This is a genomic window from Streptomyces sp. NBC_01352 (genome assembly GCF_036237295.1).
In the GTDB taxonomy this organism is placed as follows: Bacteria; Actinomycetota; Actinomycetes; order Streptomycetales; family Streptomycetaceae; genus Streptomyces; species Streptomyces plumbiresistens.
Genome location: NZ_CP108354.1, coordinates 10,961,153 through 10,986,880 on the forward strand (window position 1 = coordinate 10,961,153; position 25,728 = coordinate 10,986,880).

The 25,728-nt window shown below is 68.3% G+C and carries 19 protein-coding genes and 3 pseudogenes; 14 read left to right on the forward strand and 8 right to left on the reverse strand.

Annotation, left to right across the window (positions count from 1 at the left end):
- Nucleotides 1-22: 22 nt before the first annotated feature.
- Complete coding sequence (folP, locus tag OG252_RS50425) at nt 23-916, reverse strand: dihydropteroate synthase (RefSeq protein WP_329344904.1); 894 nt, start codon at nt 914-916, stop codon at nt 23-25.
- A 482-nt stretch (nt 917-1,398) separates the two neighbouring features.
- Nucleotides 1,399-2,745, reverse strand: coding sequence for an aminomethyl transferase family protein (locus tag OG252_RS50430; protein WP_329344905.1), 1,347 nt, complete (start codon nt 2,743-2,745; stop codon nt 1,399-1,401).
- A 336-nt stretch (nt 2,746-3,081) separates the two neighbouring features.
- Between OG252_RS50430 and OG252_RS50435 the strand changes: the two genes are divergently transcribed.
- The 4 genes from OG252_RS50435 (at nt 3,082) to OG252_RS50450 (ending at nt 6,646) form a co-directional block, all read left to right on the forward strand.
- A complete protein-coding gene (locus tag OG252_RS50435; protein WP_329344906.1) occupies nt 3,082-3,699 on the forward strand; it encodes a TetR/AcrR family transcriptional regulator in 618 nt (205 codons plus the stop codon).
- Between the two features lie 179 nt (nt 3,700-3,878).
- Nucleotides 3,879-4,790, forward strand: coding sequence for a LysR family transcriptional regulator (locus OG252_RS50440; RefSeq protein ID WP_329344907.1), 912 nt, complete (start codon nt 3,879-3,881; stop codon nt 4,788-4,790).
- Nucleotides 4,791-4,944: 154 nt separating this feature from the next.
- On the forward strand, nt 4,945-5,208 hold the full coding sequence (locus tag OG252_RS50445; protein WP_329344908.1) for a hypothetical protein: 264 nt from the start codon (nt 4,945-4,947) through the stop codon (nt 5,206-5,208).
- Nucleotides 5,209-5,677: 469 nt separating this feature from the next.
- Nucleotides 5,678-6,646 carry an MBL fold metallo-hydrolase gene (locus OG252_RS50450; protein WP_329345431.1) on the forward strand — a complete coding sequence of 323 codons (969 nt, stop codon included), beginning with the start codon at nt 5,678-5,680 and terminating at the stop codon, nt 6,644-6,646.
- Between the two features lie 173 nt (nt 6,647-6,819).
- Here OG252_RS50450 and OG252_RS50455 read toward each other — a convergent pair whose 3' ends face one another.
- Complete coding sequence (locus OG252_RS50455) at nt 6,820-10,110, reverse strand: S8 family serine peptidase (protein ID WP_329344909.1); 3,291 nt, start codon at nt 10,108-10,110, stop codon at nt 6,820-6,822.
- Nucleotides 10,111-10,724: 614 nt separating this feature from the next.
- Here OG252_RS50455 and OG252_RS50460 point away from each other — a divergent pair.
- The 6 genes and pseudogenes from OG252_RS50460 (at nt 10,725) to OG252_RS50485 (ending at nt 17,873) form a co-directional block, all read left to right on the forward strand.
- Nucleotides 10,725-11,270 carry a helix-turn-helix transcriptional regulator gene (locus OG252_RS50460; RefSeq protein WP_266447345.1) on the forward strand — a complete coding sequence of 182 codons (546 nt, stop codon included), beginning with the start codon at nt 10,725-10,727 and terminating at the stop codon, nt 11,268-11,270.
- Nucleotides 11,271-11,977: 707 nt separating this feature from the next.
- A complete protein-coding gene (locus tag OG252_RS50465) occupies nt 11,978-13,342 on the forward strand; it encodes an aminomethyl transferase family protein (protein ID WP_329344910.1) in 1,365 nt (454 codons plus the stop codon).
- A 677-nt stretch (nt 13,343-14,019) separates the two neighbouring features.
- Entirely contained in the window at nt 14,020-14,709 is a 690-nt protein-coding gene (locus tag OG252_RS50470) for a DUF6882 domain-containing protein (RefSeq protein ID WP_266447351.1), read from the forward strand.
- 324 nt (nt 14,710-15,033) lie between these two features.
- A complete protein-coding gene (locus OG252_RS50475) occupies nt 15,034-16,323 on the forward strand; it encodes a vanadium-dependent haloperoxidase (protein WP_266447353.1) in 1,290 nt (429 codons plus the stop codon).
- A 281-nt stretch (nt 16,324-16,604) separates the two neighbouring features.
- Nucleotides 16,605-17,137, forward strand: a pseudogene (locus tag OG252_RS50480) (RNA-guided endonuclease InsQ/TnpB family protein); the annotation flags it as partial.
- Between the two features lie 364 nt (nt 17,138-17,501).
- The gene (locus OG252_RS50485) at nt 17,502-17,873 is read left to right on the forward strand and encodes a DUF1330 domain-containing protein (protein ID WP_329344911.1); all 372 of its coding nucleotides are present in this window, start codon (nt 17,502-17,504) and stop codon (nt 17,871-17,873) included.
- 234 nt (nt 17,874-18,107) lie between these two features.
- Here OG252_RS50485 and OG252_RS52545 read toward each other — a convergent pair whose 3' ends face one another.
- Nucleotides 18,108-18,674, reverse strand: a complete 567-nt coding sequence (locus OG252_RS52545; protein WP_425587767.1) for a hypothetical protein — start codon at nt 18,672-18,674, stop codon at nt 18,108-18,110.
- 121 nt (nt 18,675-18,795) lie between these two features.
- Nucleotides 18,796-19,026: pseudogene (locus OG252_RS52550) on the reverse strand (hypothetical protein); the annotation flags it as partial.
- Between the two features lie 167 nt (nt 19,027-19,193).
- Here OG252_RS52550 and OG252_RS50500 point away from each other — a divergent pair.
- A pseudogene (locus OG252_RS50500) lies at nt 19,194-19,385 on the forward strand (hypothetical protein); the annotation flags it as partial.
- A gap of 25 nt (nt 19,386-19,410) precedes the next feature.
- On the opposite strand, the gene OG252_RS50505 reads toward OG252_RS50500, so the two are convergent.
- Nucleotides 19,411-20,640: an RNA-guided endonuclease InsQ/TnpB family protein gene (locus OG252_RS50505; RefSeq protein ID WP_329344913.1), complete on the reverse strand. Its 1,230-nt coding sequence runs from the start codon at nt 20,638-20,640 to the stop codon at nt 19,411-19,413.
- A gap of 119 nt (nt 20,641-20,759) precedes the next feature.
- On the opposite strand from OG252_RS50505, the gene OG252_RS50510 reads away from it, so the two are divergent.
- Nucleotides 20,760-21,404: a class I SAM-dependent methyltransferase gene (locus OG252_RS50510; RefSeq protein WP_266447364.1), complete on the forward strand. Its 645-nt coding sequence runs from the start codon at nt 20,760-20,762 to the stop codon at nt 21,402-21,404.
- A 273-nt stretch (nt 21,405-21,677) separates the two neighbouring features.
- Here OG252_RS50510 and OG252_RS50515 read toward each other — a convergent pair whose 3' ends face one another.
- A complete protein-coding gene (locus OG252_RS50515; RefSeq protein ID WP_329344914.1) occupies nt 21,678-22,244 on the reverse strand; it encodes a TetR/AcrR family transcriptional regulator in 567 nt (188 codons plus the stop codon).
- Between the two features lie 573 nt (nt 22,245-22,817).
- Here OG252_RS50515 and OG252_RS50520 point away from each other — a divergent pair.
- Entirely contained in the window at nt 22,818-23,609 is a 792-nt protein-coding gene (locus tag OG252_RS50520; RefSeq protein WP_329344915.1) for an SDR family NAD(P)-dependent oxidoreductase, read from the forward strand.
- Nucleotides 23,610-23,933: 324 nt separating this feature from the next.
- Nucleotides 23,934-24,995 carry an alkene reductase gene (locus OG252_RS50525; protein WP_329344916.1) on the forward strand — a complete coding sequence of 354 codons (1,062 nt, stop codon included), beginning with the start codon at nt 23,934-23,936 and terminating at the stop codon, nt 24,993-24,995.
- Here the strand turns inward: OG252_RS50525 and OG252_RS50530 are convergent.
- Nucleotides 24,974-25,609, reverse strand: a complete 636-nt coding sequence (locus tag OG252_RS50530) for a hypothetical protein (RefSeq protein WP_329344917.1) — start codon at nt 25,607-25,609, stop codon at nt 24,974-24,976. The two genes, OG252_RS50525 and OG252_RS50530, sit on opposite strands and share 22 nt — an antisense overlap.
- Between the last annotated feature and the right edge of the window lie 119 nt (nt 25,610-25,728).

Genomic DNA, 25,728 nt, shown 5'->3' on the forward strand with positions numbered 1-25,728 from the left:
CGAGGTGCTGGTTTCGCATTCATTACGTGCAATCGACGTGCTCGACATACGCGGCGGCCATGCGCACAGCGTCGAGACTCGCGCGGACGTCGTGCACCCGCACACAGAACGCGCCCCCGACGGCGGCGAGCGCGGAGACCGCAGCCGTCGCCACGTCACGCCGTGCGGGCGGCATGTCGCCGCGGCCCTCCTCGGTGAGGGCCGCGCCGATGAAGCGTTTCCTCGACGCACCGACCATCAAGGGGAAGCCCAGGGTTCGCAGCCTCTCCAGGCCGGCCAGAAGCGTCCAGTCGTGCTCGGGGCGCTTGGAGAACCCGAGTCCCGGGTCGAGCGCGATGCGCGACGGATCCACCCCCATTCCCGTCAACTGCCGAAGACGCGCGCCGAGTTCCGCTATGACGTCGGCGACGACATCGCCGTAGTCCGCATGGCGGTCCATCTCACGGCTGGGCGCACGCCAGTGCGTGGCGACATACGGAACGCCGGCCTCGGCGACGGTCCGTGCCATGCCCGGGTCGGCCAGGCCGCCGCTGACGTCGTTGACCATGCGCGCCCCCGCCTCGACCGCGGCGCGGGCCACGGGCGCGTGCATGGTGTCGACGCTCACCCACACCCCGGCCCGGGCGAGTTCACGCACCACCGGCACGGTCCGGGCCAGTTCCTCGTCGAGGCATACGGGCCGCGCTCCCGGCCGGGTCGACTCGCCGCCCACGTCGACGATGTCCGCGCCTTGTGCGGCGAGCTCCAGCCCGCGGTCGATCGCGTGGCCGCTGTCCGCGTACAGGCCGCCGTCGGAGAACGAGTCGGGCGTCACGTTCAGGATGCCCATCACCAGGCAGCGGCCCAGCAGGGGCAGCCCTTCCGGTGGTACGAGGGGTCTCGCCCGCCCGAGGGCGGGGTTTTGCAGGGTTGGCATCGGCGACAACCTCCTCGATCCCGCGTCCTGCGGCGGGAAAGGAATGCTAAATCGATCTGTCCGGGATGTTACATGGCGGAGCTTAATCGTTCTAGTCACCTGCTGTGACGGCGCACTGCGGCCGAAGGTGTCATCGCGACCACGCAGGTAGGCGTGTTCCTGGTGGGCGACCACCCCGGTCACCGGTTCTCCCGGAGGCGAGCGACGGCCAAGCCGAGTTCTGTTGCTCTTCCTGCGGCTTCATCTGTAACGCGGACACCAACGCTGCAACCAACGTCGCGGCAGGACAGGGCGGGATTCCCGGCCCCGGCGCTCAGCCGGTGCCGGAGGGACAACACTGCCCCAACAGCGGTCGAGTGTCCGTGAACCTCAACCCTCCTGGGTTGGGATCCCCCTCTTTTAAGAGGGGGAGGATGTCAAGATGACAGCCGTAGGTCCCCGGGAACGCGGCCGGGGGACCTCGTGCCGTGCCAGATGTAGTCTCAGCGCTTGTCGCTCGCGAAGGGCCTGCGAGAGATGGTGGCGCGGATGGTGGTCTGGGCGTGGCGCTCGACCGTCGGGTTGGCGGACCCGCCGTCCGGTTCGCCCCAGACGAGGTCGACCTCGCGCCCGTAGCCCATTTCGTCCGCGTCGATCATGCAGACGGAGATCCAGCCGCGGACGTTGGACGAGTAGCTGCACAAGGTCGACACCCCGATCAGCCGGCCGTCGCTCTCGATTCGGTCGAACTGCGAGGCCGAGTAGAACGCGGCGGGCGTGTCGATGTACTTGAACCGCCGGTCACCCTGTTCATACATGCTCCCGTAGACGCGGGCCACGTCGTCGCGGTGCCAGGACAGCCACACCTTCTTGCGGTGCTTGCGCCCGCGCATCCCCTCCAGGGCCTCGCGGCCGATGAAGTGGTGGTCGAACTTGAGGACGTGGCCGTAGCCGAGGTCGTAAGGCGTGACGTAGTAGTCGTCCACCCGGTCCGGGGCGAAGCTGCCGCCGACCGAGAGGTTCGCCTCGAAGGTGCGTGCGCCGAGCCACTCGCGGTAGGGCCGCATGTTCTCGCCCGAGTAGACCGCGGGCACGGTGGAGGCGATCCAGCCGGACTCCGTGGCCACCGAGGCGTAGGCGCGGCCGCCGACCTGGCGTATCCCGAAGGGTTCGCCCGCCTCCAGGAGGGTGTCGCGGATGTCGTCGATGTCGGCGTAGGGGCCGAAGAACTCCAGGCCGGGGAAGCCGGACATGCGGTGGTTGAGGGCGGTGACCTCGTGCTTGCCGATGTTGAACTTGCCCATGCTGAAGAAGGGGATGTCCGGCATCGGGCCGCCGTTGACCTCCTCGAAGATGCGAGCCGCGTAAGGGCCCTGCATCTGGAGTCGGTAGAACTCGCGGCCGCCCGGGTTCTGGGCGGTGCGTTCGTCCCGGCGGAGGGTGACGTCGTAGCCGCCCGTCTCGGCGTGGAACTGGACCCAGTTGAGGGCCGGCGGTCGCCCGACGAGGCGGACCAGGTTGTCGGCGAGGCAGAACAGGATGCAGTCGCCGATCATGTAGCCGTCGTGGTTGACCGCGATGAGTTGCTTGGCCTGCATGGGGCCGAAGCCTGCGAAGCTGTTCGCGCCGAGCTCCGAGAGGAGGCGGTAGCAGTCGGGGCCCTCCACCGTGAGGTCGGTCATGTGGTGGGAGAGGTCCATGAGTGCGGCACTTGTGCGCCAGCTCTCCTGCTCGTCACGCCAGTTGGTGAACTCGGCCCGGATCGGGAAGGGATACGCCCCCGACCGGCCGCCGCGCATCAGCGCCAGCGGGCCACCGGCCTCGCGTATCTGATCGTCAAGGTGTGCCATTGCTTCCTCCATGTCCTGTCGGCATGCCATGCCGACGCGGCTGCGGGTGCTTCAACAGCGGATCGGAAAAGGGGGTGGGGCATCCTGGCCGGCGCTCGGGCAGGTGCTGCCGGGTGTCGGCGCGGCCGGGTGGGGGGCCGTTTGAGGAACGTCTTCGGCTCGACATACGCATGCGGGACGGGGCGGGATATGCCCTGATCCCAGCGGTACTGTACGGTACAGTACTGTCTGGTTGCGCGGGTGCACAAGAGACATCCACTGACAGCCGAAGCGAGACGGGAACAGGCGTGCCCGCCTGCGAAGGAAGCGGCTTATACGATGTCGACCGTGCAGAGGATGACGGCAGCCGACCGGCGCAAACTGATCCTGAACGCCGCAGGCGAGCTGTTCATCGCCCGGGGCTACTCGGGTGTCACCATGGAAGACGTCCTCGCGAAGGTCGGCGGCTCGAAGGCGACGCTGTATCGCCACTTCGCCGACAAGGCCGAGCTGTTCCAGGCTGCTGTGGAAGCCCTGTGTGACGAGTGGTCGAAGCCGGTGCACACCTTCACCGCGCCCCCTGACGCCGACCTCACCACCACGCTCACGGCCCTCGGCGGGCACTTCGCCGCCCTGGTTCTCACCCCCCAGGCCATCGCCCTGCACCGACTGGTCACCGCGGAGGCCGAACGTATGCCGGAGGTCGGCCGCGCCTTCTTTGAACACGGTCCCTCCGCCGGTCAGCGCGTTCTGGCCAAGTACCTGCAACAGGCACGCGACGCCGGCGAGATCGACGTGAGTGACCCGGTCCGCGCGGCGGCACAGCTCTTCCAGGCGATGCTCGGCGACGCCCAGATGCGCCTGCTGACCAACTCCCCGCACAAGCCGGACGACGACGAGGTCCAGGAGGGCATCGCCGTCGCGGTCCGGGTCTTCCTGCACGGCGCGACGGCATCGCGCGGCGACGCGCTGTAACGCGGGCATCACTCACAGCCTGGGTCGTTTCCCGACTCTCGCGAGAAGCCAAGGACCTCTGTTACCGTCAAAACGGAGTCAACTAGATCGTTCTAGTTAAGTAGGTGTTCGCGCGCCTCGCACCCCATGTCCCACCCGGCCGGAGGGACGCCCGAGCCGTGCCCGACTGGAGGATTTCCATGGACCGCATGCTCCTGATGCGCAGCTTCGTCACGGTCGCGCAGCTCGGCAGTTTCAGCGGGGCCGCCCGGGCCCTCAGCTCGTCCGGCTCTCTCGTCTCACGTCACGTGGCCGAACTCGAGCGGCAGATCGGTGTCCGCCTCGTCAACCGCACGGCTCGTTCCGTCAGCCTGACCGAACCGGGGTTGCGCTACTCCGAGTTCGCCGCCCGTATCCTCGCGGAGGTCGAAGCCGAGGAAGCCCTCATCGGGCACCTGCACGACCGGGCGGAAGGTGCCCTGAACGTCGTCTGCCCCAAGTGGATCGGAAGCCTGGACGTCGGGGACGCCATCGCCGCCTTCGCCGCCGCGCAGCCCAAGATCACCGTGCGGTTCGAACTGGGGGGCCTGTCGGAGCGCACCTACGACTTCCTGGACGGCGGCTTCGACGTGGCCCTGCACACGCGGGATCTGAGGGATTCCCGGGTCCACCTCAAGAAGATCGCGTCGCTCCCCTTCACTCTGTGCGCGTCCGAGGAGTACGTGAAGCGACACGGCTTCCTCGACCATCCAGGCGATCTGGCCGAGCACGACTGCCTGGTGCACGTGAACGAGCCCGTGTGGCGCCTGGGGCACGGATCCACCTCCAGCCTGCACAAGATCCGCAACCCGGCTTTCTCCTCGAACTCGTACATGGCCCTGCGGAAGGCCGCCGTGCAAGGTCTCGGCATCGCCCTGCTCCCACAGCGCTCCGCCTACGAAGACCTGATTTCCGGCGCACTCCAGGTCCAGCTCCCCGAAGTCCCCATCCCCGACCGCCCGTTGTACGCCATCTACGGACCCGGCCAGACCGTGCCGCGCAAGGTCGTCATCCTGCTCGAATTCCTCACGCGATGGTTCAAGGAGAACCCCATTCCCGCGATCGGGATGTGAAGGTAGGCGCCCGGCGGAACGCCGATGTGCGCTCGGAACATGAGGCCCGCGCGAGACCACGAGCAGAAATCCCTGACGTACGACACTCCGAGCGATCGCCGCTTACCTCTTCAACCTGGCCGACCAGCACGGTGGCCCGCTGGTCGACAGATACGTGAGCCAACACATCACGTTCGTGCCCGACCTCCCGCTGGGCGGATACCGTTCACTGAGGCACGACGCGCTCCTCCAGAGGTGGCCGACGGGCTCCATGCTTCCCCCGCAACGGGCGGACCTGGCTTGGTCGTTGCAGTGCTCGTCGGCCATCGCACTGATTCCCGGTACCTCGTCCGTCGCCCATCTGCGCGAGAACATGGCCGCCGCCGAGCTGCACGTGCCGCCGGACGCCGTCGCCGCGCCCGACGCGATGGCCGAGTGACGCTGCGCGTCGGTTTACCGAGGCGCTGGACATCGACGAACCGCCCTGCCGAGCTGACGAATTGGCGCAGCCGGACGTCGTCGGCACGTACGCAAGGCGACGGATCGCCACCTTAGGTTGCGTGACGCGCTCTCCCTCTTGCGCACGGCGGCGGGCAGCATTCGGCCAAGTGATCGCGGTTGCAGTACGCGGCGCGAGGACGAAGAGCGGGTCGGGCCCCGCCAGGTCCCGACCCGCCCGCGCTCATCACGTCCTGCGCATCGCAGAGGAGCCGCCCACCATGTGCCAGAACGAGCAGCCGAACGAAGACCCGCCAGCCGCCTTGCAGCACGTAGAGACACGGCACACGTCACGCCGAGCGGTACTGGGGGCCGTAGCAGCCTCGGCCGTCGCCGCCGCACCCCTCCTCGGACCCGCGCAGATCGCGACCGCGGCACCCAGTAGCGCGTCCGGGGCCGGCTTGTCGCTCGTGCTGCTCGGCACCAACAGCGGGCCGCCCCCACTGGCGAACCGATACGGCATCTCCTCGGCGCTGGTCATCAACGGCCGTACGTACGTGGTCGACTGCGGCCGCGGAGCGGCGACCCAGTACCTGCGCGCAGGACTGTCGATGCCCTCGCTCGCCGGCATCTTCCTCACCCACCTGCACGCCGACCACATCGTCGACTACTACTCCTTCCCGATGCTGTCCGCAGGGGCGTCCGGCGCTCAGGGGTTCCGGACACAGGTGTCCGTCTACGGCCCCGGCCCCGCCGGCGTCCCTTCGACCGTGGCCGGCGCTCCCGGCCCCGTGCCGGGCACGGCCCAGATGACCCGGCTGGCCGGGCAGGCGTACGCCGCCGCTCCCACCTTCTTCATGACCGAGCACATCGGCATCGACCCGGCCACCCTGCTCGACGTCCACGACGTACTGCCGCCGGCCGCGACCGGCGCCTCCGCGACGAACACTGCGCCCGCCATGCGGCCCTTCACCGTCATGGAGAACGACGACGTCAAGGTCAGCGCCATCCTGGTCCCGCACGGCGCGGTGTTCCCTGCCTACGCCTACCGCTTCGACACCGACCACGGCAGCGTCGTGTTCTCCGGCGACACCGCCCTCACCCCCAACATCATCACGCTCGCCCGGAACGCCGACGTCCTGGTCCACGAGGCCCTGCACCCCGACGGACTGGCGAGCCTCGGCCTGCCGCAGTCCCTCATCGACCACATCCTGCTCACCCACACCGACGTCAGTGAACTCGGCCGGATCGCGGCCGAGGCCGGTGCCGGCGCCCTGGTCGCCACCCACCTCAGCCCGGGGAACCCGGCCGCCGTCTCCGACGCGACCTGGCGCCGCCTCCTCCGCGACAGCGCACACCGATCCGGCTACGGCGGCCGCATGCTCCTCGGCACCGACCTGATGTACGTACCGGTACGGCGCGGCGCCCTCCGGGGATAGATGGGAGACAAGCACCGGACTCCTGACTGCGGGGGTCCTCGCGGCGCATCGGACGGCCTGGTCGCCGAGCTCGAACGGCAGTGCCCAGGGCGGTCGGAGCCGTCCCGGGCACTGACGTGGAGGTGGGCTGGTGCCTCAGCCGTGCGGGCGTGAGGCGGTGGCGTCACCCGCGTCTACGGCGTCACCTTCCCAATCCTGACTGTGCCCTTGCCCACGAAGGTCCCGCGGTCGTTGAGCAGGTGCATTTCGCCGAAGAGCGCGCGGCCCTCCGGTGCGGCGGCCGCGGCCGTGAGGTGTGCGGACACGGTCGCCGAGGTGCCCGTGCCGAGCCGCACCGGCCCCGCATCGTCCGGGGTGAGCGAGCCAAGGGCGGTGGAGAAGAACACGTCGCGGTAGTCGTAGGTGGTGGAGCCGGACGGGACGCCGAAGCCCAGTACCTCGACCGTGTAGGTGCCGGCGGCCGGACGGGGCACGGAGACCGACTCCTCGGCGTCGCTGTCCGCGTCCATGCCGACGAGGTCGCCGTCGCCGTCGTACACCCTCAGGTCCAGGTCGGTGGCCTTGTCCGAGGGGTTGCCGATGGCGACATCCAGTGACGTGGTGCCCTCGGCCACCTCGACCGTGGTGATCTGTGTGTCGCCGGTGGCGATGGTGGGACGTGCGGTCCGCGACGAGCCGAGCGGGCCGCCCTTGACGGTGCCGTTCACCGGCGCGTACTCGTTCTCGGCCGTCCACGAGACGGCGGCCGGTGTGCCCGCCTCGGCCTCGGGCACGGTCGCGGGCTCCGGGTCGAAGGAGGTGCGGTAGACGGTGACGTCCAGGTCGTACGGATTGTCGAGCAGCTTTGAGGCGTAGGACGACTGGACCACTATCTCCCACACACCGGCCTGCGGGTCCGGGTACGCGGCCACATCGGCCGTGGCGGGGTCGTCGTCCTTGACGGGCAGGCCGTACGGATGGATCGCGCTCGCCACCGTCCGGCTGCCCTCCTTCAGGCCGTCGAGCCTGACCTCCAGGGTCCTGGCGCCTTCGGGGACGGTCACGAAGTAGGTGTTCGCGCTGTTGCGCTGCACCGATCCCGAGGCGGAGTAGGTGTACTCCGCCGGCGTGGAGACCACCACGGTCGTCAGAACCTGATCGTCGACGCCCACGGTCGTCGGGTCATCGATCTCCAGGCGGGCGCTCTTGATGCCCTCGGACATCGGCGCGGCCTGGACCTTCACGGTCACCGGACGGTTGAGCGGCAGTGCCACAGTCTGCGAGCCGGGGAGAGAGAAGGTGCGGGACTGGTTGTTCTTCAGGCGCAGCGTGTGGGGGACCGGGCCGTCGGGGCCGGAGGTACGCGTCAGGGTGACCTCGTACGTCTTCTTCTGGCCGGCCTTGAGACCGCCCTCGCGGTCGTAGATCCCGGTACCGAAGCCAGGCGTCTTCAGTGCCTGGTCGAGCGCGGTGTCGACCGGGGCCTTCACGGTGTACTCGTGGGCGGTCGCTCCCTCCTGGATCTCCTTCCAGGCGGCCTGGACGTCGATCAGGCCCGCGCCCTCCTCGTACGCCTGAAGTCCGTTGATGTGGCGGGCGGTCGAGGTGAGCGCCGTGCGCAGTTTCACCGGGGTGAGGTCGACGCCCTGCTGCTCGGCCGCGGACAGCAGCAACGCGCTCGCGCCCGCCGTCTGCGGGGACGCCATCGACGTGCCCTGGTACATGGTGTAGCCGGCAGGCAGGTTCCAGGCCGTGTACTGCTCGAAGAGCTGGGCGCCGGGCATCCAGGACGGGCTGGAGGAGACCGCCGAGCCGGGCGCTACCAGGGTCGGTGCGAACCCGCCGTCCTCGCGGGGGCCGCGGGCGGAGAAGGTGAACAGGCCAAACTTCTGCTCCACTTGGGAACCATAGTTGGCGGCCCAGGTCTCCTTGGAGACGCCGGCGCCGACCGAGATCACCTTGTCGGCCAGGCCCGGGTCATCGATCGTGTTGGCGCCGGGGCCGGAGTTGCCGGCGGCGATCACGAGTTGGACGCCGTAGGTGTCGATGAGGCGCGTGTACAGCTCGGCGCGCGCGTTGTTGCCGTCGTTGAGCGCGGGGAGTCCGCCGATGGACATGTTGACGATGTCGACGCCGCGGTTGACGACCAGGTCGATCATGCCCTCGGCCAGTGCGACGTTGGTGCAGCCGGCCCCGAAGATGCATGCGCGGGACGACACGATCTTCGCGCCCGGCGCGGCGCCGTTCATTCGGCCGCCGAACAGGCCGTTGGCCGCGGCGATACCGGCGACGTGGGTGCCGTGATAGTTGTTGACGACGCCGATGTTGACGAAGTCGGACTTCTTGCCGACCCAGTCGCCGCCGAGCGGGTCCATGGGTACGTCTTTGCGGATCTCCACGACGAACGGCTGCCGCTCGGCGATGTCGGTCTCGGGGTCGTCGGTGCCGAACCAGCCGATCTGATGAGCGTCCTTGTACGGCTTCATCGGCTCGTCGTCGGTGAAGTCGTGGTCGTTGTCCAGGTCGACGGTGACCGTGCCGGCCGCCGGGTCGTACAGCACGCCCCAGCTGTCCGTGGTGTCACCGTCGCGGTTGGCGTCGCCGTCGGTCAGGCCGTCCTCGACCCTGCCGCCCTTGGTGACGGACTCACGGAAGACGTTGACGCGGTAGGAGCCCGAAGGGGCCTTCCAGCTCTGGCCGCCGTAGGTGAAGGCCGGACCGGACACGTCGGTCGTCATCGCGCGCCAGGTGCCGTCGCCGTCGACGATCGGGTCGGTGGCCGTGACCCAGTCGACGATCTTCCGCTCGCCGGTGGTGGTCTTCTGCAGCGCCGGGCTCGCGAGGTCCACTCCGGTGTCGAGGACACCGATGGTGACGCCGCGGCCGTCCGCCTTCGGGTGCTTCTTCACGAAGTCGACGGCGCCCGTCTCGAAGGACGGGTTATACGGGTTCTCGGCCGGGGTGTCCTTGCCGGGCCCGGGATAGGTGTCGGAAGTCGCCTTCACGGCAGCGCCATTGACACCGTGGACAGCAGGCAACGGATCTTCCAGCTGTATCTCGTCGCGCAGGTCGATGCCGTGTACCGAGGAGAGCTTGACGGCGGCGTCGATGGCCGCGCCCGCCCTGCCGGTCGGTACGGTGGCCCTGATGTAGCCGAGCTTGTCGTAAGTGCGGCCGACGGAGCCGCCCTTGACCGCGTCCAGCTCCTCGGCGACCTGCTCGGTCTTCCCCGGATCGGTGGCGATCATCATGGTGACGTTCTTCTCGCCGGTGGCCTCCGCCTTGGCGAGCAACTCGGCGTCCGACGAACCGAGCTTGCTGTGCGCGGACTTGGGTCTCTCGGCAGAGGAGTGGCCCTCGGCGACGAAGGCCAGGGGTATCAGCCCGGTCGTGGTGAGTACGGCCGTCAGTCCGGCGGCCATGGTGATGCGGGTCAAGCGTCTCGCACCCGGTAGCGGGCAGACGTGGGGGGTGGTGGGGGGCATGCGCTTCCTTTCCCTCGGGGCGGATCGTCCGCCGCGGGGTGACGGTGACCGTCAGGGGGCTCGGCCGACCGTCGCGGTGTTGTCGCCGTACTCCACCAGGCCGTCCGGCTGTCGCGATCAGACCGCCTGATCAAGGATTTTCGCCACGCCGGTCGACGGGATAGAGGCAAACGTCCTCAACTGCGGCCACGCGCCTGTGTCTTGTCTCACGCTTGGGCGCTTCGCCGGCCGACATGCCTCGGAGCGTGTTCGAGCGAGAGTCGCTCCAGCGACCGGACACGCTCGGTGCGGCGTAGATGACTTCGGCGCCGTCACTCACCAGGGAGGGATTCGACCTGCGACAAAGTCCCCACGAATGAGTAACTTGCTAGATCGTTCAAGTACGTTGGGGGAGAGTCACCCGCGCGACCCAGATCACACCCCCCACCAGTGGAGCCGAAGTGTCCCTTCACTTCCCTGCCCAGTCGCCGTGGCGCAGGGCGACGCTGTCAGTGGCGCTCGTCACTGGCGACGACCTGCCCCGTCCCTCGCTCGCCGAAATGTCCGTCCACGTGGTCCGGGATCCTCGCGAGATTCACTCGAGCGACGATGTCGTGCTTTTCCACGGAGTCGGAATGGCGCAGGATCTGGCTCGCTTCTCGGCCGAGTTGGCGGACGGGCTGCCACCCGCCGCGGTGCTGACACGGCGGCTCGACTGGGGCGACGTCTGCCTGGCCTTCAAGCACGGTGTCACCAGCTACGTGCTGGAGGGACCGCACTCCTGTCGGCTCGACGAGGTACTGATGTGCACCGCCCAGCGCTCCGGCGTCCTCGCCCCGGAAATCGTCGAAAGGATCAGGATCGAGGCTCGAGGCAAGGGACGAACGACGACGGCGAAGCCGGGCAGATCATCATCGGCGTCGGAGGCCATCCCTGGATCGCGTCCGCTGCTGTCCCAGCGAGAGAGCCAGGTCATGGATCTTCTCGCCTCCGGCCTCGAAGTCCGTGACGTCGCCCGGCAGTTGTTCCTGACCGACAAGACGGTCAGGAACTATCTGAGCCGCATCTACAGCAAGGTCGGCGTGCGCAACCAGGCCCAAGCGGTTCTGTACTGGCTCGGGCGAGCGGACGGCCCGACGCCCGCCCGCCCAACCCGGGCGGGCGGGAGAGTGGACTTCTGAAGGTCGGTTGACGCATCGATGCCGATGTATGGGATGGGCCGAGCCGCCCGCGCTCAACAAGGCACCCCTGCCAAAACTCCTCCTCGATGCAATCGCCCTCACCGCGGCGTCGGCCGCCCGGGGCCGTAGGTGGCAGGCCCGCTCCCTGTCGGCACGCGACACAGAGCTCGGCCGGCCACGAGTGCACTTCGCCATGGCCGAGCTCCAGGCCCGTCGACGCCCTGGCGAGTACGAACTCCGCCCCGGCGTCCAGGCACGACGGTGTCTCCCGTCGAGTGGGGTAGTCACTGGCCGGCCGGGGCCAGTGTGCTTGGTCCCCGTCTCAGGAGGCCCGCGTATGCGGAAGAGCCCTGGCATTCGCCCGCGCCGATTTCGGCGGCTCGATGCTCGTGGGGCCCGACCTCCTGCGCCTTCCGCTGCCTTGCCGCCGCACCCGCTGAGTCGCCCTCGCCCGCCTCGGTGCGGGTGAGGATCCGCGCTGAAATTCTCCCCGCACGGGTCTCGAAATCGTCGACAGTCACCTGCTACCGTCCACTAAAACGATCTAGCGACGCCTGTTGGAACCACGCGATCACTGTGAATCTCCGGCGGCCCATGCTTCAGCCCATCACGGCGACGAAGGACGCATGCGGCGTCGCAGCCATCGCACCACCCCTTCGTGCCGCCATGACCGAAGGGCGGATCGTGCGCAGAACTTGGAGCCGAGAATGGACCTGACCGCTCATCAGCGCAGCACTTACGAGACGACCCTTCGGCTGGGATTCGAGGCACCGTTCGTCACCGAGCGCCCGCCGTTGTTCAGCCCTGCTGCCGCTGCCCAGGACATCGCCAACACCCACGGCTCGCTCAGCCGCTTCGCGCAGATGCTGATCCCCACGGAATACGCGGGATGGGTGGAGGAGACCACCGCACACGTCGAGTCGTGTTACGTCGGCGACTGGAGCTCCCTGCACAAGGTCCTCGTACGGGGGCGCCAAGCTCTCGGGTTTCTCGGCCGGCTGGGCATGCGGAACCTCGCGCGTTTCGACATCGGCCAGATCAAGCACCACGTACAGCTGGACGAGAACGGCTGGGTGGCTTCCGAAGGTATCCTGTGCCGGCTCGGCGTGGAGGAGTTCGTCTACACCGCGGGCAGCTGCGACTGGCTGCTCTGGCAGTTCAGCCAGGGCGACTGGGACGCCGAGGCGGTCGACATCAGCCCCGACCGGTTCATCTTCGGCATCCAGGGACCGGCGTCCCTGCACACCGTGGAGAAGGCCACCGGCGAGCCCTTGAGCGACATCGGGTTCAGCCGCAGCAGGATGGCGCAGGTCTCCGGAGTGCCGGTACGCGTGCTCCGTACGGGCATCTCAGGAGAACTCGGCTACGAACTCCACGGACCGGCGGAGCATGCGAACGACATCTGGGCGGCGATCGTGCAAAGCGGCCTGCAGTTCGGGATCAAGCAACTGGGCCTGCGCTCGCAGCCCGTGCAGCACATCGAAGCCGGCATCGCGACCAACGGCCTCGACTATCTGCCCGCCGCCATCCTCTCGCCCGGCGCACCCCGGCAGTTTCGCAGGGGCGTGCCCACGGGCAGCTTCGTACCCACGAACGGTGTCACCGACTACTTCCGCAAGCCGGACGAACTGGGATGGGGATTCCGCAAGGGTGTTCCCGAGCGTGACTTTCTCGGGCGCGACGCACTCGTGAAGGACGCCCGCGACGGCGGTCCCGGGCGCACTCTCATGGGTCTGGTCTGGGACAAGCGGGACGTGGCCGGGGTACTCACCTCGCTCCTGGAGGAGGATGAAGCGCCCGACCAGATGGAAATCCCTCGAGGGCGCGGTCCCCACTTCGACCAGGTCCTCAGGAACGGCACTCCCATAGGGGTGGCCACAGGACGGACGATCAGCGCGAACCTGCGGCAGACCATCTCGCTCTGCGTCATCGAGCAGGCGTCCGCCGCCCCGGGAACCGAGGTGGCCGTGCTCTGGGGCGGTCCGGGCACACCCCAGCGCGAGATCAGGGCAACCGTCACCGCGCTGCCCTTCAAACACGACCGTCGGCGCACGGACGTCACGTCACTGTGACGACAGTGGCTGATGCCGGGAAGTGGGTCCGTGCATCGCCCGGCGGGCACGCAACTGCCAGGTCCCTGCGGTTCGTCGCCGACAGGAGCGCGGCCCTGGTGACCGCCTGCGCGCCGGGAGCGGAGGCCCGCTGGCCCGTGCCGGAGGCCAAGGCCCGCGCGGTCCGGGTCGGGGCTCCACCGCGGGGGCCTCTGGCCAGTCGGGTGGGGTCACGGGCCGTAGCCCGTAGGCGGCCTGCACCGCGGCAATCGCTTCCTCATAACTGTCGGACTCGGTGTCGATGGTCAGCCGCACGCCCGCCACATCGTGATCGCTGCCGTCATCCTGCCCAACGTCGCTGTGCCTTCGCTGCTTTGGCAGCCCAACGACGTCCCGCTCTGTCGCACCCCGGCCAGCTACGGACGGGCTTTCGTCCGGCCTTGCCGTGGCAGCGAGCTGCCACGCCCACGTTACGGAGAGCTCTTCCGGCTCGGGTGAAGCCGGTGCTCAAGCCCTTCATCAGCGGCCCGCCGATGCCTCCGGGCCCGGTGACACCCCCGCAGATCACCAACAACAAGGGGGGAAGTCATACCGGACCCGAAGGCCGGAGGTCCCATCGCGGAGCCAATGTAGACGGTAACGGGGGGGAACGGTGCCCGGGTTACCCGTCGTTGGGTCTGCCCCCTACGCTCACGATCATGACAATGGGATTCAGCGACCAGTTCCTGCTCGAGGCAGAACGGCACTCCGTGTGGGGCGCCGCTCAGCTCGAGGCACTCATGGAGTTCCTGCCCGAGGCGCCGTGGAGCGCGGATCTGGCGACGTGTTCGTACCAGCAGGGGGAGGTGCAGCTACGGGTCGGTGTCCTTGGGACGTACGACATGGAGGGGGGTTCCTGGCTGTGGGGCTGGGCAAATCCGGGGCTCGGCGGGAGTGAGGTTGTGGCGTTGTCCGCTGCCGTGGCACGGTACGGGCAGGCGCACGGGATTCCTGAGTTCACCGCTGAGGAACTCGATCTGTCCGGATTCGACGATCCTCGGCGGGCCGCCGAGATGCTGGCCTTCGCGGGGATGGGGGTAGCCAACACTCCCGGGTACATCGGGCAGCCCGCCGGGCCCGGCACCCAGGTGTACTTCCTGCCAGACGACCCGAAGGTGCCGAGCGCCCAGCTCGATCCGGTCGCCCTGCCGCGCGTGCTCATGGCCGGGGTCTCACTCATCGGGCGTTCGCCGCGACAGGCCGTCACGGGGTACTTCGAGCATCACGGGGTGCCGCAGCGCGTGGAAGGCGACCGGCTGATCGCCGATCTGCCGACCGGGAACGCCGCCGTTGTCTCCTTCGACCGGATGGGGCGGATCGGCAACATCCGGCTCACGGTCACCGGCTGACCCGAACCGTCCGTCAGGCCGGGGTGAGCTCCCCTCGCGACGGGGAGTTCTGCCAACAGCCTCTGTCGCGCCCTCTGCGGCGCAGTCCGGGCGATCGTCCCGACGCCCGTCGTAGCCTTCGGTTCACCCCGGAGCCCGATGTTGTCCCGGAAGCCGCGGGTCTTGCCGGTGAGGGCGAGCATCGGCATCCAGGCCAGCAGGTCCAGGGCACGGACATCCGGGTGTGAACCCCGTCGGATTGTCGATGATTGTCGATGTAACGACAAAACTGACCCCCGCCTATAGGCTCGGACAATCTGTCACCGACAAGCCCATGGGGGTCTCGTGACACAACGCCCGCTCGCCGGATCATTCAGAGGGTTACGCCGTATCGCGGTCCTCACCGTACTCGCCCTGACCGTCCCACTGACGGCCACCACCGCCGAGGCACACAGCGGCGTGGAGGCCGCCCCGGGCAATCCCGTCATCGCCTGGAACATCCATGCCCAGACCGCCATTTACGACACCGCCAAGCAGTCGCCCACCACCAGCACCCGCAGCTTCGCCATCGTGCAGGGCGCCGTGTACGACGCGGTCAACGCCGTCGCCGGCCGTCCGTACGAGCCCCTGGTCAGCGCGCCCCGCAGCCGCCCCGGGGACTCCACCGCCGCGGCGGTGGCCGCGGCCACCCACGACACGCTGCTGTGGCTCTTCCCCGGGCAGGCCGAGTCGCTGAACGCCCGGTACGACGAGGCGCTGGCCGCGATCCCCGACGGCCGCGCCGAGGACGGCGGGGTGGCCGTCGGCAGGGCCGCCGCCGCGGCGATGACCGAGAGCCGCCGTGACGACGGCTTCGACCCCACCGCGCCGTGGACCGTCGGCACCGAACCGGGCGAATACCGGCTCACCCCGCCCGGCTACGTCAACGTCGGCGCCTGGGTGCCGAACCTGAAGCCGTTCGTCGTCCCCGACGCCGGCGCCTACCGGGTCAAGCCCCCGCCGACCCTGACCGGCGCCGCCTGGGCCCGCGACCTCAACGAGGTCAAGAGCCTCGGCGCGGCTACCAGTACTGTCCGCACCGAGGACCAGACCGAGGCGGCGATCTGGTGGGACGACCCCCGGATGGTCGAATGGTCGATCACCCGGCAACTCGCCGACGCGCGCCGCCTCAGCAGCCTCCGGACGGCCCGGCTGCTCGCCATGGTGTACGTGGCCTCCGCCGACACCCTGATCGCCTGCTACAAGGCCAAGGCGCACTGGAACTTCTGGCGCCCGGTGACGGCCATTCCGCTCGCCGGCACCGACGGCAACGCGGCCACCGATCCCGACCCGGACTGGACGCCGCTGCGGGTCACCGCCCCGTCGCCGGAGTACCCGTCGGGCCATGCCTGCTTCACCACGGCGGTCATGACGGCCCTGGGGTCGTTCTTCGGCCGTGACGACCTCACGTTCGCCGCGTACAGCCCCGCCTCCGGCACGACCCGCCACTACGACAGCCTTCAGGCGGCGACAGCCGAACTCCGGGAGGCGCGAATCTGGGCCGGCGTGCATTACCGCTTCGCCTCCGAGCACGGGCACCGGCTCGGGCTGGCGGTCACCCTCGACGTCCTGAACCGCGCCTTCCAGCGGCGCTGACGCGGCCGTCCCTTCCACCACCGCCGCGAGGACAGCTCGGGACAGCACCGACACCGGCGCCCTGGCCCGTCGCCTCGAAGCCGACAGATACCGCTTACGGCCGGTCCGTCGCCGTATCCGGTCATCGGAATCCTTTCGTGGATACCCTCGGCTTCAGCCGGGGGAGGAAACGAAATCGCTGCGGAGCAGGGCAAGGAGCTGGGATTCGCGGCCAGGGCGGATCCCAGTGCCCTGACCCGCAGGTTTGATCTTCACCTGCGGTCTGGTTAGTTTGTGGGCGCGTGGCCGCGACTCATGTGAAGCGGGCTCTCAAGTACCGCTTCTATCCGAGTGATGTACAGGCAGCGGAGTTGTCGCGCGGGTTCGGGTGTGTGCGGAAGGTCTACAACCTGGCGCTCGCCGCCCGTATTGAGGCGTGGGCGCGCAAGGAGCGGGTCAACTACAACGCCACGTCGGCGATGTTGACGGCGTGGAAGAAGACCGAGGAGCTGGCGTTCCTGAACGATGTGTCGTCGGTGCCGTTGCAGCAGACGCTGCGGCATTTGCAGACTGCGTTCACCCACTTCTTCGGCAAGCGGGCGCGGTATCCGCGTTTCAAGTCGCGGAAGAGGTCGCGGAAGCCGGCGGAGTACACCACCAGCGGTTCCGTTTCCGGGACGGCCGGCTGACGCTGGCGAAGATGGCGCAGCCGCTGGACATCGTGTGGTCTTGGCCGCTGCCCGACGGGGCGAAGCCCTCGACGGTGACCGTGTCGCAGGATGCGGCCGGGCGCTGCCGGAGTGTCAACCACGCACCAGCCACGAACAGTCAGGTCGCGCGGACATCGGGGCCCACTGAACGGCCCCCGCCGCTCGGACTTGCGGGATAAAACCGATCGGTTTACGATGGACGGAAACCGATCGGTTTTTCGCGCGGAGGCGGGTAAGTCCCGAACCTCCATTATTAGGAGTACGGATGGCTTCCCCGCGCGACAGCGAAGGGCAGCATGCTCGGATCCCCGAGACCTCTGTCTGCACCCGAGCGCTGGAAGTGCGTCCCTCGCGGTCAGTCTCTGAGGTGGCGCAAATCGCGACCGACGTCAACATCATCATCAACAATGCCGGCGTCCTGGTGCCGGTGCACCGAGCCCGCCTAGAGCAGCGAACACCAGTTTCCTGAGACCGAAGAGGGTATTGGCAGTGAGTGCGAATTCGCAGAAGAAGAAGTTTTACGCCCTGAATATGTTCGACGTGGTCGACGTGGAGAAGTACCTTGCGTATTTCCGCCGTTTGCCCGAAGTGGCTCCGCAATATGGTGGTCGAATGGTGGCGTTTGGCCGTTTCCGGGACAGCGTAGCCGGTGACCTCGCGCCACGGCAGGTTCTGTTTGTCGTTGAATGGGAGTCCGAAGAGGCGTTCAACAGCTTCCGGGACGATCCGGACTTGGCCGACTTGCATCCGCTGCGGGAGCGCGGGACGGCGTCCTATGTCTGGCAGGCGTTCGATGGTCTCGATATGAGTGACCCCGACAACGCTTCGCTCGACGATGTACTGGCGGTGCTCAAGCCTTAAAGCCCTCATCGCTACGGAGAGGCGTCCTTCGCGAACCGACGACTTGTCGGCTCGCGAAGGACGCCCTACTTTCTTGGCTGTTGGGTTCGATCTGGGCATTCGTAAGATCGGCGGGGCCCAGGGGTGCTGGGACGGGGAGAAGCTGAGCCGCGTCGGACCAGCGCGGCGGCCTCCCGGCGCTTGGCCTCGTCCAGGAAGTTGAGGGTGTCGAGCACGTCGTCGGCGCCCCAGCGCCTAGTTGGAGAAGCGCTCGGTCGCCGCGGCTATCGCGGCTTCGGGGTTCGATGGGTCGATCTGGACGGTCAACGCGGCACTCCTTGACGGCCGCTGGCTCTCGGGCGAGTCCGAGGTGGGGAGACGGGGGCCTGTCTCGTTGGGCAGACCTGTTCCGGGACGGCTGAAACGGTGAGGGGGGAGAAGGGGCTCAGAGCGGGTGTCATGGCTGCTTGGCATGGCAAGCGCCTCCGCCCCGGCGTATTCCGCGCGGGCACCCAGTTCGGCCTCGATGCGCAGCAGGCGGCTCCACTTGGTGGTGCGCTCGGAGCGTGCGGTGGAGCAGACCTTGATCTGGCCGGTGCGGCAGCCGACCGCCAGATCCGCGGGCCGGTCGTCCTCGGTTTCGCCGGACCGGGCGGACAGGACGGTCCCGTAACCGGCGGCGTGGGCCTGACCAACGACGGTGCGGGCGGTGTCCAGCGCGCCGGTCTGGTTGGGCTTGACCAGTACGGCGTTCGCGACCCTCTGGGTGACGCCGCGGCCGAGTCGGTCCAGGTCGGTGACGAAGAGGTCGTCCCCCAGCAGCTACCGGCCTGCGAGCCGCTTGCTGGTCAGTGACCACCCGTCCCAGTCGTCCTCGGCCAGGGGCGTCCTCCAGGGAGACGATCGGGTAACCGGCGCACCAGGCGGCCAGTTCCTCGACCAGCGCCGTTGAGGTCAGCTCCCGGTCCTCGGCGGCGAGCCGGCAGGCCCCGTCCTCCCGCTGGAACTGTGTGGCCGCGATGTCGATGGCGATACCGACGTCGTAACCGGGCCGCAGTCCGGCCCGTTCGATGCCCTGGACGAGTACGTCCAGCGCCGTACGGTCACCTGTTCCGCTGCGGAGGCAGGCACGCGGAAGGCTGATCACCGGATCCTCCGTGAAGCCATCAGGCACCGTCCCAGGAGCCAGACCAGGGCGATGCCGTGGAGATCAAATCGTCGCCGCGTCGCGTACAACCGCGCACAGTTCTCTCCTGTCCGACTTTCAGCCGCGAGGATGAATCTCCGGCCGATGCGCCTACGCGCTCGGTCCGGGCTGCAGGGGAAAGGGCGGGCTCGAGGATGGGGACGACGATATGGAGAGCGGTGGTGGCCGGTGGAGCGGCGATCGTGTTCACAGGGGTGGCGGCGGTGCCGGCTGGGGCGGCGGAGGGCGGGGTCTCCTTCACTCGGGTCGCGGTGAACGGCGGGAAGCCGATCGTGATCGGAGTCAAGGAGGAGGTCGAGGTGCGTGCGGTCTTCCGGTTGACTTCCTCCCCCTCGTGAACGAGGGGGATTCCTACGGCTCGCGCCGTGGGGTTTTCTGCTTCACCGCCGACTGCCCGCCCGGAGAACTCCGTTGAGGTCTTACACCGGCTCCACAGACAGACACCGCCAGCCCGGCGGCCAGAAGATTCTTCGCCGCGTTCACGTCCCGGTCATGCGCCGCACCGCACGCGCACGTCCACGTACGGACGCTGAGCGGCATCCTGTCTTGCACAGTGCCGCAGACGGAGCACATCCGGGAGGAGGGGAAGAAGCGGTCCACCGCGATCACTTGCCGCCCGTACCAGGCGGCCTTGTACTCCAGCATCGAGCGGAACTCGCCCCAGCTCGCGTCCGAGATGGCCCGGGCGAGCGTGTGGTTCTTGACCAGGTTGCGCACGGTCAGGTCCTCGATCACGAGCGTTTGATTGTCACGCACGAGCCGAGTCGTCAGCTTGTGGAGCAGGTCGCGGCGCCGGTCGGCGATCCGGGCGTGGATTTTGGCGACCTTGCGCCGGGCTTTACGGCGGTTGGCACCGTCGCCCTTGGCCTTGCGGGACAGCTCCCGCTGGGCCTTGGCGAGCCGGGCGCGGTCGCGGCGTTCGTGCCGGGGGTTGGCGATCTTCTCCCCGGTGGAGAGGGTCAGCAGGTGGTTGAGGCCGACATCGATGCCGATTGCCGCATCCGTGTGGGGAAGCGGTGTGACATGGGGGTCCTCGCACAGCAGCGAGACGAACCAGCGCCCGGCCGCATCCTGAGACACGGTCACCGTGGAGGACTTCGAGCCGTCGGGCAGCGGCCGGGACCACACGATGTCCAGCGGCTCCGCCATCTTCGCCAGCGTCATCCGGCCGTCCCGGAAGCGGAACCCCCTGGTGGTGTACTCCGCCGACTTCCGCGACTTCTTCCGCGACTTGAAACGCGGGTACTTCGCCCGCTTGCCGAAGAAGTGGGTGAACGCGGTCTGCAGGTGCCGCAGCGTCTGCTGCAACGGCACCGACGACACATCGTTCAGGAACGCCAACTCCTCGGTCTTCTTCCACGCCGTCAGCATCGCCGAGGTCTGGTGGTAGTTGACCCGCTCCTGGCGCGCCCACGCCTCGGCGCGGGCGGCGAGCGCCAGGACGTAGACCTTCCGCACCCACCCGAACGTGCGCGACAGCTCCGCTGCCTGCGCATCACTGGGATAGAAGCGGTACTTGAACGCCCGCTTCACATGGTTCGCGCCACGCCCACAACTAACCAGACGGCAGGTGGAGATCAAACCTGCGGGTCAGGGCCCTGGGATCTGCCCTGGCGGCGAATCCCAGCTCCTTGCCCTGCTCCGCAGGGGTTTCGTTTCCTCCCCCGGCTAAAGCCGAGGGTATCCACGAAAGGATTCCGATGAACACGGACGACTGGTTGGCAGACACCCGGACCTCCTACGACACTGTCGCGGTGAACTATGCCGACCAAATACGCGACGCTCTGGCCGAGAAACCGTATCTTCGGGCGACTCTGACGTTGTTCGCAGACTTGGTCCACTCCGCTGGCGGCGGACCGGTGGCGGACGTGGGCTGCGGGCCCGGACACGTCACCGCTCACCTCAACGAGCTGGGTGTGGATGCTTTCGGCATCGACCTTTCCCCCGTGATGATCGACGTCGCTCGGCATGACCACCCTCGCCTGCGGTTCGAAGTGGACTCGATGACGGACCTCGCCCTCACCGATGCCTCGGTCGCCGGCCTGCTCGCTTTCTGGTCGTTGATTCACATCCCCGACGATGCCGTCCCCACGGTCTTCGGGCACTTCCGGCGAGTGTTGCGTCCCGGCGGACCACTTCTGCTCGGCTTTCACGTCGGCAACCAGTCAAGGCTGAAGACGCAGGGCTACGGCGGTCACCCGATGAACGTTTACGTCCACCGCCGCCAGCCTGACAAAGTGGCGGCCTGGCTACGCGATGCCGGGTTCACGGTCGAGGCCCAGATCCTGCTCGACCCCGACGACAGCGTTCCAGGGGCAGTCCTTTTCGCGCGCCGTCAGTCCTAGCTCGATTTCGCGGACTACGAACGGCTCATCCAACTCGCGAGCTTCGGCCTGCAGGTGCCGGACGCGCTGGATGCGGATAGTCGGCCATCGGCCGCGAGTACGGCGCGGTCGACCGTCTCGCGCAGTCGTCGGCCCGATGCCAGGACGGCGACAGCGGCGGGGCTCCGCAAGATGGGTGCCGACGCATGGAATCCGGCCGCCTTGACGGGCCCGACTACTGCTTGACCACGTGGCCTTGGCCCCAGCCGCACAGTCCGTGTTCAGGGTTCCGGGTCAAGGCCCTTGTGGAGCGGTCAGGGCTTTGTGGGTCGACTTAAGGATCTTCTCCGACAGTTCGGTGTCCGCGGTGGTCCGGGCAAGCAGGATTGCGCCGACCAGAGTGGCCACCATGGGAAGGCCGTCGTTGGTGTCGGTGGACAGCCATGCGGCGAATTGCTCGACTCCGGCCGCGTAGGTTTCGCGCATCTCCCCGGCTGTGGGCTCGCGAGCCATGTCCCCTGCGAATCCCGCGGTGGGGCACCCGGTGCCGGGCTGGTCACGGTGCTCGGCCGACAGGTAGAAGTCGACGAGGGCGCCGCGCGCGGCGTCGTGATCGCCGTGGGTCGTGTCGAACTCCGCGAGGAGTAGGTCAAGGTCCCCGAAAGCGGCTTGGACCGCCTCGGCCACCAGGGCCTCCTTGGAGGGGAACTGCTTGTAGAAGCCGCCCGTGGTCAGCCCGATGGACTTCATCAGATCGGCGACGCTGATGCCGTTCACGCCGCGCTCCCGGAAGAGCTGGGAAGCCGCGGCGACCGCGCGCCTGCGGTTCTCGAGCGCTTGTGCCTGCGAAACGCGACTCATCAGTCACCTGCACACGTTAGATAGTGAAGGGTATCTATCGTACGCGAAGTGTCGGGCGGGCGGCCGCAGCGCCCTCTTTCGGTGCGGCTCTCTCTTGCTGTCGCGCGGCGAGGAGTTCGTGGGCCCGCACCGGAAGCGGCTTCCGACCGTGCGATGTATCCGTTCCGGAGTGCGGTTGCGAGAAGGTGTCGAGACGAATCTCGTCAAGCGCATGCCCAGCGGTCGACGGAGTCTATGCAGCCTCTGGGTGACAAGTGGCCCCATGCTGCGCTGTGCTCGGCATGTATGCAACATGCAGGTCTCCGCAGGGGTGTCGTTCGCCGTGGCCGCGTGCTCGTCATGAGGGCAGTTCACGAAACCGTCCACGGTGACCGTGTGCCCGGGGTCTCCGTCCGAACCTGAGCGGCCGCTGACTCCGTAGCCCGCGTGCACGTCGAGCAGTCTCCGGCCGCGGGCGGTGGCTGGCGGCGTCGGGACCGTTGACTGGACCTTCTTAGATATCTATCGTAATCTAAAGAGAGGTCGACGCTCTGGCCCCTCCACTCATCCGCCAGCCCTGAAATGAGATCCCCCATGACCACGCAGAACAAGACCGCTGTCGTCACCGGTGCGTCCGCCGGCCTGGGCAGCGCCTACGCGCAGCGGCTTGCCGACCGGGGCTACGACCTGATCCTGGTGGCCCGGAACACCGCGCGGCTGGAGGCGCTGGCGTCGGACATCCGCAGCCGCACGGGCCGTGCGGTGGACGTCGTTACCGCCGACCTCACCGATGCGGCGCAGATCGCCGTGGTCGAGGAGCGTCTGCGGACCGACGAGAGCATCGAGGTACTGATCAACAACGCCGGCGGGGGGCTGTTCACGCCGCTGGCGACCTCCGACGCGGCGGCCTCCGAGGCGCTGATCAACCTCAACGTGACCTCGCTGACCAGGCTGACCACCGCGGTCCTGCCGGGCCTGACGGCCCGCGGGCACGGCACCGTCGTGAACATCTCCTCTGCCCTGGCTCTCAACATCCTGCCCGTCAGCGCCGTCTACAGCGGTACCAAGAGCTATGTGCTGACGTTCACCCAGGCCCTGCAGCAGGAACTCGCCGAGAGCCCCGTCGTGGTGCAGGCCGTGCTGCCGGGCGCTGTCCGCACGGAGTTCTGGGACGGCTCTGGCGCCGACCTAGGGGCGTTCCCCGACGAGTGGATCATGAGCGCGGACGACGCCGTCGACGCGGCGCTCGCCGGCCTCGACGCCGGGGAGCCCGTCACCATCCCGTCGCTGCCCCAGATCAGCGACTGGGAGTCGTTCGAGAAGGCGCGTCAGGCGCTCGTCCCGAACCTCTCGCAGCGCGTCCCGGCCGCGCGCTACCGCGGCTGACCTCCGCTCCGACTCCGGTGCGGGAGTCCCTTTGTGACAACGGCACGGCCGCTGCTTCGCGCGGCCGATGCGTCCGCCGGCGTGGGGGAGGACCGACACGCTCGGCCTCCTCCCCTTGCCCGTACACACAGCCAGGGCGCGGCACTGCAACTGGCGGCGGTCATGTGTGCTGCAAGCTCCTGCGCACCGTCGACTGCCCCGGCACGCGGTCCGCCTTCCATGGCGGAAGGTCACCGCGCCCATCAGGCCGGTCACCGCGTACACGGAATTCGCGCAGGCCCGCCACCCCGCAGCCCCACTCACGCTTGATCTGAGGAAACACCCATGCTCAACGCCCTGTGGAACCCGATCGTCGCTGGGGAGATCTCCCTGCCGCACCGGCTGGCGATGGCCCCCCTGACCCGGAGCCGGTCCACCCCGAACGGCGTCCCGACCGAGCTGAACGCCGAGTACTACGCGCAGCGCGCCTCGCACGCCCTCATCATCACCGAGGGCACTCAGCCCAACGCCGACGGCCAGGGCTACACGCTCACCCCCGGCATCTACACGGAGGAACACATCGCGGGCTGGCGCAAGGTCACCGACGCCGTCCACAAGGCCGACGGACGCATCGTCATCCAGCTCATGCACGTCGGACGCATCGCCCACCCCGACAACACCCCGCACCACGGGCAGCCGGTCGCTCCCTCCGCGGTCCAGCCGAAGGGCGACATGTTCACCGCGTCCGGCCTCCAGGAGATGCCGGTACCGCGCGAACTGTCCACCGAGGAGGTCGCCGCGACGGTCGACGACTACCGCCGCGCGGCGGCGGCCGCCATCGCGGCCGGCGCCGACGGCGTCGAGATCCACAGCGCCAACGGCTACCTCCCGCACCAGTTCCTCGCCACCAACACCAACCAGCGCACCGACCGCTACGGCGGCTCCATCGACAACCGCATCCGCTTCGCCGTCGAGATCGCCACCGCCGTGGCCGACGAGATCGGCGCCGGCCGCACCGGCATCCGGATCTCCCCCGGCAACCCCTACAACGACATCGCCGAGAGCGACACCCGCGACCTGTACCCCGCCCTCGTACGCGCTCTCGCCCCCCTCAACCTCGCCTACCTGCACGTCCTCCACGGCGGCGACGACGAACCCCTGCACGCCCTCCGCAAGCTGTGGCCGACCACCCTCGTCCTCAACCGGGCCGGCACCGATATCGCCACCCGCGCCCAGGACGTCCAGGACGGCATCGCCGACGTCATCACCGTCGGCACGAGGGCCCTCGCCAATCCCGACCTGGTCGAGCGCGTACGCACCGGCGCGCCCCTCAACACCCCCGATCCCGAGACCTTCTACGGCGGCGGCGAGGCTGGCTACACCGACTACCCCACGCACACCGCCTGACAAACCCCGGCCATACCGGTCCTGGTGCAGGAGGACGTAGTCGGTGTTGGCGTCGACCGGTTCGCACTGGAAGAGCACCGCGTCGCCATCGTTGGGCCAGGTGGAGACGATCTTGTTGGTGAACACGGGGCTGAGCAGGTCTGTGGCACGGAAGTCGCTCGGGTCGGCAGGCACCGATGGATGCCGACGATTGGGGAGAACACGCCGTAGTAGGCGCTTGCCCAGTGGCTATCGGGGTCTTTGGCGTTGTCGAACACGTGGTCCCAGCCGACGGGGCGATACCGCAGGAGTTGGCTCATGGCTTTCCAGCGGTCGAAGTCGTGTGTGGTCTGCAGGATTGCGACGTCGGCGACCAGGTTGTCGGTGACGAGTTGATTGTCGATGCGTGCGTCGTGGTACTTGCTCAGGTCGGTGATCGTGTTGACCTGGATGCCGGGGAACTGTGTACGGAAGGCCTGAGGGATGAAGTCGAAGAATCCGGGGGCGTCGCCGCCCATGTACAGGGTTACCCGCCCGCCTTCGTCCGTGGCCGTGCGGTACAGGGCCTGGAGCTGTTCGTGTTCGCCGACCGCCGATTGGCCGGAGGGCGCGGCGGAGGCCGCGTTCGAGGTCATGGTCTGAAGACCGGCCGCGGCGTGCCGAGCGCTGCGGCCCGGAGGAGCGTCCTTCTGCTAAGAAGCCGTTGTCGTACCGAGAGGTTCGGTTGCGGGTCGAACTTGGGTTCCCGGTTGGG

Bases quoted from the DNA above. Each gene is read 5' to 3' on its own strand.
- OG252_RS50435 (WP_329344906.1), top strand. From the start codon at position 3,082: ATGACGGCAGCCGACCGGCGCAAACTGATCCTGAACGCCGCAGGCGAG.
- OG252_RS50530 (WP_329344917.1), bottom strand. From the start codon at position 25,609: ATGACCTCGAACGCGGCCTCCGCCGCGCCCTCCGGCCAATCGGCGGTC.
- OG252_RS50525 (WP_329344916.1), top strand. From the start codon at position 23,934: ATGCTCAACGCCCTGTGGAACCCGATCGTCGCTGGGGAGATCTCCCTG.
- OG252_RS50455 (WP_329344909.1), bottom strand. From the start codon at position 10,110: ATGCCCCCCACCACCCCCCACGTCTGCCCGCTACCGGGTGCGAGACGC.
- OG252_RS50515 (WP_329344914.1), bottom strand. From the start codon at position 22,244: ATGAGTCGCGTTTCGCAGGCACAAGCGCTCGAGAACCGCAGGCGCGCG.
- OG252_RS50440 (WP_329344907.1), top strand. From the start codon at position 3,879: ATGGACCGCATGCTCCTGATGCGCAGCTTCGTCACGGTCGCGCAGCTC.
- OG252_RS50465 (WP_329344910.1), top strand. From the start codon at position 11,978: ATGGACCTGACCGCTCATCAGCGCAGCACTTACGAGACGACCCTTCGG.
- folP (WP_329344904.1), bottom strand. From the start codon at position 916: ATGCCAACCCTGCAAAACCCCGCCCTCGGGCGGGCGAGACCCCTCGTA.
- OG252_RS50430 (WP_329344905.1), bottom strand. From the start codon at position 2,745: ATGGCACACCTTGACGATCAGATACGCGAGGCCGGTGGCCCGCTGGCG.
- OG252_RS50520 (WP_329344915.1), top strand. From the start codon at position 22,818: ATGACCACGCAGAACAAGACCGCTGTCGTCACCGGTGCGTCCGCCGGC.
- OG252_RS50470 (WP_266447351.1), top strand. From the start codon at position 14,020: ATGACAATGGGATTCAGCGACCAGTTCCTGCTCGAGGCAGAACGGCAC.
- OG252_RS50460 (WP_266447345.1), top strand. From the start codon at position 10,725: ATGGCGCAGGATCTGGCTCGCTTCTCGGCCGAGTTGGCGGACGGGCTG.
- OG252_RS50510 (WP_266447364.1), top strand. From the start codon at position 20,760: ATGAACACGGACGACTGGTTGGCAGACACCCGGACCTCCTACGACACT.